Raw genomic sequence first — 7,039 nt, 5'->3', positions numbered from 1 at the left:
TCGAACAACCCCTCCTGATCACGCATACCAGGATCATCTCGTACGAATGATCACAAGCCACACGCGGGTTGCCGCTTACTGACCCACGCTCCTAGCTGGTCTGGCCCGGAGGTGACGGTTCGGTGACGGTGGCTGGCGTCAGCATGGTGGCGAGTCGGTCGACGCCGAATCCGCTGATCAGGAGGCGTTCCTTGCGGCTTCCGGTGAGGCGCTGGGTCCAGTCGACGAACCCGCCGTCCGCGATCTCCAGTTGCTGACCGTGGACGGTTGCGTAGATCTTGTAGCACAGGCCGGTGTAGTAGCCGCGTCCGGTCACCCGGTCGGGATCGTCGATGATGTCAACGCCCGGTGTTCCGGCCAGCTCCGTACGTGTGCGGGCCAGGATCGGAGCGGCGGACTCGTCGAGGCAGGTGATGCGGATCTCCGTCCGGCGCACTCCAGCACGTGCCATCGCCTGGACGGCGAAATGGAGGTGCTCGACCAGGTGCTGTTGCTCGAAGGTCCGGCTGCCGGTGTCCCGGCCGGCGGTCACCAGGGCGAACAGTTGGAAGTGGGCGAGCATGCCGGGAGCGTCGAAGTGCTGGGCACGTACGACTCGTTGGGTGGCGGCCAACCGGACCGGCACGGCCGAACGGGGATCGGCGGCCAGGGCCTGGGATCTCCGCTGGGCTGCCTCCAGGGCCAGGGCATTGGTCGGGTCGGCTGCGACCTCGCTGCCCCGAACGGTGGCGACGACCTTGCGCGGGTCGACGGTCGCGACCGCCGTATGTGCTGCCAGGGGGACGAGCGGAGCCAAGGTGAGCATCTGGAAGTCATCCGGCAGCGCCGAGAGCAGGAAGTCTTCGGCTCGTCGTATCTGCGCGAAGCCGGTCGGGGCCGGGGTCACGAACCGGTCGGTGCGATAGCGCCGCATCACCTCGGCCGGGGTGAGCCGATCGGCGCGGCGTCGGAAGACTTCCAGGAGCAGCGTGGTCAGATCCGTCCCGGTCAGCCCCTCGGCCAGCAGGTCCAGCAGTTCCGGTCCGCCTGCCTTGGCCAGAACCCGGCGCAACGCCGGATCGGCCGAGTATTCATCGCTCGTCATGGCGGGCCAGTATCGCCTGGCCGGCGGCGGAGAGACCACCGATTTCCGCGCATCGTGGCCATTGTGCCGCCGCTGGACCGGCGGTTGGGTCGCGCAGCTCGCGGCGCCCTCGGCCGAACGCCTGGGGGCGGGAGCGGAACAGGTCCTCTGGGACGTGTCCACCGGTTCACAGGCACGGACGGCGCCCAACCCCGATGGAGAGTGGACCGTCGTGCAGCGCGGTCCCGCCCGTCTGTGGGACCGGGACGAGCAGGCGGTGCAGCGCTGGCAGGCCGCCGGCGAACCCCACCAGGAGGAATTCGGTATCACGGTCTCGGCCGCCGGCCAGCGCGTCTGGCTGCGCAGCGAGGACGGGCCCGGCTGGGACCTGCCGATCTGACGCACGCCGTCGTCCCGCCCGAAGGGGGCGCGGGACCAGCCGGCCCCGCAGCTCCACCTGATCCGAAGTCACCGCGCGGCGAACGCGGCAGGCAGAATGACCAACGCGGCAAGTGCCGCCACGGCATCAGGGAGACCGCATGGCTGACTACTTTCCGTACCACATCGTGACCAGGAGAGGGGACTTGACGCTCATCTGGCGGCCCGGAGAAGGCGATGCCCCCGATGAGTTCGTCGTTGACGAACTCGGAAGACTCCTCGCGTTCCGTGAGCTCACACCGCTGCAGGAAGGCTGCGATCGCAACGGCTGGGAGCTCACCTGGGAGGGTGAAGGCACGCTCGATCTGGGTGTCGTACGGCGGTGGGTCGAGCACCCTGACCTCGGCCCGGTCCCGGCGGTATTGCTGCTGGATGCGTGGAACTTCTTCGAAGACCTCTCCCGCAGCGTGAAGACCGGCCCACCCCTTCCCTCCCAGGGACCGATCCACGACAACGCCTACGAAAAGATCTTCGGCGGCGAAGCTCTCGAACCGACCGCGGGCGACGGAGCCTGGACGGACGAGGAGACCGCGGCCGTGCGCGAACTCCTGCGCGTGGGGCTGGACCTCTGGGAACAGGCCGTACACGGGTCCGGCACCGGCTGATCGCGGCGGGCGAACTGGCGCTCCTCTCAGTGGCGGTGGTGGTTGTCGGGCTGGCCGGGGTCTCCGGGGTGTTCCAACCCCTCGACCAGGGTGAGGCGTTGGGCGCGTTCGTGGTCGAGCCAGCGGACGAAGGCAGCTCGACGGGCGGCTTCGCGGAAGACGGGGGTGGGGTCATGGTTCTGCGGGATGGTGAGGGTGGCGAGGAGGGCGGCCTTCCAGGGGCCCACGGTGACCCACTCCCCCGGTTGGGCGGCGCGGAGGGCCTCCGCGAGGGCCACAGGGAGGGTGTCCGGGTCGGCCTCGAAGGCGCCGTCGGGGAGAGCGAGGTGCCAGCGGGTGGCCGGCGGGCGACTGGTCAGGGTGCGGTAGTGGGCGATGTCATCGGGTGAGGGCTCGACCTCGGCGGTGACCGCCTCGTAGACAGCCCGCACGACTGCGCTGCCCTCGTAGGCGGCGGCTGTGATGGAGCCGAGTTCGACGGCGGCCTGTTGGTCGAGGCGGGCGGGGCCGGATTCGCTGCCGGGCAGCTCGCGTTCCGCGGCGACCACCTCGCAGAGGGCTTCGGTGAGGAGTACCTGCGCGACCCACCGGACGAGCTGACGGTCCTCCGAGCTGCCCGGCCGGGGCAGCGCGGTGGAGCGTGGGCCGCTCCGGAGGGCGGCGAGGCGCTCGGAGAGAGCGGTACGAGGGAGCGGGTGTCCGTCGAGCAGGCCGAGAGTCATGCCTCCACCACCAGGGCGACGGTCGGGGCGTACTGGCAGCGGCCGAACCACATGACCTTGGCCAGCGCCCAGTACGCGCCGGGGTCGGTGGACTCGGGGGCGGCGATGTCGAAGTCGACGGTCACGGAGGAGTCGGCCGGGACGGTGAAGCCGCGTACCGGGTCGGCGATGGCCTCCCAGGTGCCCCACGGGGAGACCAGTTGGAGTTCGCCTCGGATCTCGCCGCGCGTGCGGTTGGTGAGGGTGAGGCCGAGGGTGGTGCGGCCGCCGGGGGCCAGGTGCAGGGACTCGTGGGAGACGTCGACGGACAGGCCGGTGTCCCGACCGGTCGCGGCCTTGGTGCCCTGGGCCGCCGTCCAGTCCTCGGGGGTGTCCCCGGGGACGGGCAGCAGCTCGGGCAGGTCGCCGACGGCGATCGTGACCACGTCCTCGATCTGCTGGCCGTCGTGCTCGATCCGGACGGCGGCGAAGTGCAGCCCGGGTTCGGCGTCCGCCGGCGGGGTCAGGGTGACCGGGAAGCGCAGGTGCCCGCCCGCCTCCAGCCGGTACGGGCGGCTGCCGAGGCTCGACGCCCAGCCCTCCGGCGGCAGGACGACGGCCGCGCCCTCGACGGCGGCGTCCCGCAGCTGCGAGGAGAGCGCGGCCGAGAACGTCACCGCCTCCCCCGCCGTCCGCAGCAGCCCCGGCGAGGCGCCGACCGACACCGGCAGGTACCCGAGCGGTGCCGGGCCCCGGTTGTGCAGCCAGTAGCGGGCGTGGACGGGCTGGGCGGGCTCGGCGACCGGGCCGAGCACGGGGCCGCCGCCCTCCGCCGTCACCGCAGGAGCCGCGAGCAGGGTGGCGATCTGTGAACCGGCCAGGTCGAGGACGTCGGCCGGCTCCCCGAGCGGGCGTTCCAGCAGGTCGGCGGGCCGCACCTCGTCCAGGCCGAGCGCGCCGCCGAGCTGCGCCGTCCGCCCGAGGCCGGTGGACTCGACCAGCCGGACGGTGAGGTCCCGCCCGCCCTCCGCAGAAGCCGAACCGTGGGCGATCGGGTTGCCGGCGGGCTTGAGCGCGCCGAGCAGCACCTCGCGCTGCGGTTCGACCCGCAGCCAGGACAGCGTGGCCGGTAGCGGCCCCTCCTGCGCGTCCACGACCCGCGCGTACAGCGGGTGGTTGAACTCCTGCCCCCGGGCGGGCAGCGTCTGCGCCCGCCAGTCGCCGTCGCCGCCGACCAGCGCATAGGTGAACTCGTGCGTCCAGTGCTGGAGCTGGAAGGAGACGCCGTCCGGCAGGGTGCGCCGGGGCGGGTCGATCCACACTCCCGACGGCCAGCCGGTGCACGAGCGCATCAGCGACAGGTGCAGCGCGCCGGTGGCGTCCACCGCGAAGCCGGGCAGGCCGAAGCTGAGCAACGCCACGGTGCGGTCGGCGAGTTGGTCCAAAACCACAGAAGGGCAGACGGCGGTGATCCGCGCGTCCGCGAGGTCGTCCACCAGCGCCGCCACGTCCGATACGACCAAGGCGGGAAGGGAACGCAGGTCGCGCAGGTCGGCGTCCGGCCGCCACACCTCGGTGAGCGGCGTCAGCGCCGGTACCCACACCGCGCCGTGCGCCTTCAGTACCGCCGCGTACTCCTCCCCCGACCGCTCGATCAACTCCCGTGCAGCATCGTTGACTTCCGGGCCGCCGACGACGATCCGGAAGTCCGGCAGGTTGGAGTCCACGTCCAGCCACCCGTACCGCGCCCAGTCCGACCCCGCGGTGGTGGTGGTGACCCCGACCCGGGCGAGGGCGACCACCAGTGGCCGGGCGTCCGCCGCGTCGTCCAGCGTCGGCACGACCACCTCCGCCACGCCCAGCGCCCGCGAGCCGACCACCGTCCCTATCGGATCGGTGAGCTCCACCCGCGCCGTAGCGCCCAGCCCGAACCAGGTGTTGGCCGGGTTGTCCAGCGTCCACGGCGCCTCCGCCGAGTCCACGTCCGGCATCGCGAAGCCGCGCCCGATGACCGCTCCCGCGACCTCGCTGACCGGGAGCCCGCCGGGCACCTCCACCGGGAAGCGCAGCCGCAGCAGCCGGTCGGCGCCGGAGTAGTCCACGACCCTGGTCCGGCAGTCCACCCGATCGAGGTCCCGCCACAGCGTGACCGTTTGCTCGTAGCGGAGCCCGTCGACCGTCCCTGCGATCACCAGCCGCTCGCCGAGCGGGCCGGTCTCCCGCCGGACCGAGGCCCCGGCGGTCCCGGAGCCGACCACCGGCCCGCTCGGCACCAGGTGCCACGGGCCCTCGCCGAAGTCGGGGTGCTGCGGGTACTCCTCGTACACCCGCAGCTCGTTGCCGATCCGGCCGTCCTGGATCAACTCCCGTTCGTGCAGCAGGTCGTAGACCGAGGAGAGCCCGCCGCCGCGCGCCGGGTCGGCGGTCACCCGGTACCGCTCGTTGGTAATCACCGCGCCTTCGGCGGCCGTCCAGGCGGAGACGGCGGCGCCCTCCACCAGCCGCCAGGTCCGCCAGCCGAGCGCGGGAACGTCCTCGGCCAGGAAGCGCAGCCTCCCCCGGTCGACGACGCTCGGCACCGGCGAACCCGCCTCGTCCAGTACCCGCACCGACCGCACACCGTCGGGGAGTTCGACCACCACCAGGTCCGTCCGGTCGAAGGACAGCGTGTTGGTCACCACCACCGCCGCCCCGGCCCCGACTGCCGCCCCGACGCCCACCGTCGAGATCCGCGCCGTCAGCGCGTCCAGCGCCGCGTCCCGCACGGCCGACGCCAGGTCGTACGCCTCCCGCCAGCCGCCCAGCAGATCCAGGTACACCTGGTCCGACTCCGAGCCGGTGATCGCGTCGTGGTGTGCGCCGTAGGCGAGTTGGCGCCACACCTTGTCGAGCGCGGCGGCCGGGTAGCGTCCGAGCCCGTGGACGGCGGCCAGCGTAGCGAGCTTCTCCGCGTCCACCGCCGCGACCTCACCCGCCCGCTGGGCCTGCTTGGTGTCGATGTACGAGACGTCCTTGCCGGTGTACACGGGATTCATGTCGCGGGTCTGCGGGCTGAGTCGGCGGCCGCTCACAGACAATTCGGCCCGGACGGCGTCCAGGAAGTCGCGCGGGGTGGCGCAGACGAAGCGCGGCCACAGGTACTTGGCGGCCCAGGAGCGGTGGATCTCGGTGACCCACTTGTTCGGCGGGGTGTAGTCCGTCCCCACCGGCAGCAACAGGTTCTTCGTGGCGCCAACCGGCTTGAGCTTCCGGTAGAGCTCGTACACGGCCTGCTCGGCGGTGGCGAGGTCGGGCGAGGAGTCCATCCACCAGCCGGCCGAGTAGTGGTGGGGCATGTAGTGGGTGAGCACGCCCTCCCCGCCGGGCGCGATCCATTCGAACTCGCTCGGGAACTGCATCACCCGGGCGTCGTCCTTGCCCTCGCGGAAGTTCTTCTGGATCGGGCCCCACTGGTGGAACGGCCCGCGGGCCCAGGCGCTGCCGGTGAGGCCGGCCGCGGCGAGATGGCCGGGGAACTGCGGGTCGTGCCCGAACACGTCGAGTTGCCAGGCGGTTTGCGGGTCGCCGCCGAGGATGTCGCGCTGGTAGCCGATGCCGTAGACGATGTTGCGGATGGTCGTCTCGGCACCGGTCAGGTTGGTGTTCGGCTCGTTGTAGGTGCCGCCGACGAGTTCGACCTGCCCGCGCTCCAGCAGCAGGCGCAGGGTCTCGCGGCGCTCCGGGTGCTGGTCGAAGTACGGCTTCAGATAGTCGACTTCGGCGAGCACGAACTTGTACACCGGATCCCGCAGCGCGAGGTCCAGATGGGCGTCCACGAGGGCGAAGCCGTTGCGCTCCCACAGCGGCCGGGTGGTGGCGTCGGCCGAGAGCAGCTCCCAGGGGGAGGTGTAGGCGGCCTGGGTGTTCCACCAGACCGGGTCGAAGTGGAAGTGGGAGACCAGGAACATCGTCCACCCGGGCTCGGCGACCTCCACGAGCGCCTCGGTCGCCGCCGACCCCGCCCGTACGGTAACGGGCAGTTGGGCGCCGACCTCCGCGCCGGTGATCTCCAGCGGGACGTCGACCAGCCCCGTACCGGTCGCCTCGCCGTGGACGCCCGGCCCGCGGACGGTGATCCGGGTGGCCGGGCCGTCGATCGTCACCCACAGGATCTGGCGCGGGGCGTCCTCGTGGCCGACGAACAGGTCGGTGCTCTCGACGGCGGTGATGGTGGTGACCGGCACGGGGGTGGT

At 71.9% G+C, this 7,039-nt stretch carries 5 protein-coding genes; 2 read left to right on the top strand and 3 right to left on the bottom strand.

What is annotated here, in order from left to right; genetic code table 11:
* Positions 1-91: 91 nt before the first annotated feature.
* Positions 92-1,084, bottom strand: a complete 993-nt coding sequence (locus ACGF12_RS14685; protein WP_393028741.1) for a hypothetical protein — start codon at positions 1,082-1,084, stop codon at positions 92-94.
* Here ACGF12_RS14685 and ACGF12_RS14680 point away from each other — a divergent pair.
* Complete coding sequence (locus ACGF12_RS14680) at positions 1,083-1,463, top strand: hypothetical protein (RefSeq protein ID WP_393028739.1); 381 nt, start codon at positions 1,083-1,085, stop codon at positions 1,461-1,463. The two genes, ACGF12_RS14685 and ACGF12_RS14680, sit on opposite strands and share 2 nt — an antisense overlap.
* A gap of 139 nt (positions 1,464-1,602) precedes the next feature.
* Complete coding sequence (locus ACGF12_RS14675; RefSeq protein WP_393028737.1) at positions 1,603-2,106, top strand: hypothetical protein; 504 nt, start codon at positions 1,603-1,605, stop codon at positions 2,104-2,106.
* 26 nt (positions 2,107-2,132) lie between these two features.
* On the opposite strand, the gene ACGF12_RS14670 is transcribed toward ACGF12_RS14675, so the two are convergent.
* Positions 2,133-2,828: a hypothetical protein gene (locus ACGF12_RS14670; RefSeq protein ID WP_393028735.1), complete on the bottom strand. Its 696-nt coding sequence runs from the start codon at positions 2,826-2,828 to the stop codon at positions 2,133-2,135.
* Positions 2,825-7,030: an NEW3 domain-containing protein gene (locus tag ACGF12_RS14665; RefSeq protein WP_393028733.1), complete on the bottom strand. Its 4,206-nt coding sequence runs from the start codon at positions 7,028-7,030 to the stop codon at positions 2,825-2,827. The genes ACGF12_RS14670 and ACGF12_RS14665 overlap by 4 nt, the downstream gene beginning before the upstream one ends.
* Between the last annotated feature and the right edge of the window lie 9 nt (positions 7,031-7,039).

Origin of the sequence: Kitasatospora sp. NPDC048296 (assembly GCF_043201815.1) — a bacterium.
Taxonomy (GTDB): Bacteria; Actinomycetota; Actinomycetes; order Streptomycetales; family Streptomycetaceae; genus Kitasatospora.
Note: the sequence above shows the minus strand (reverse complement) of the source record. Positions and strands in the feature narration are given on the sequence as shown.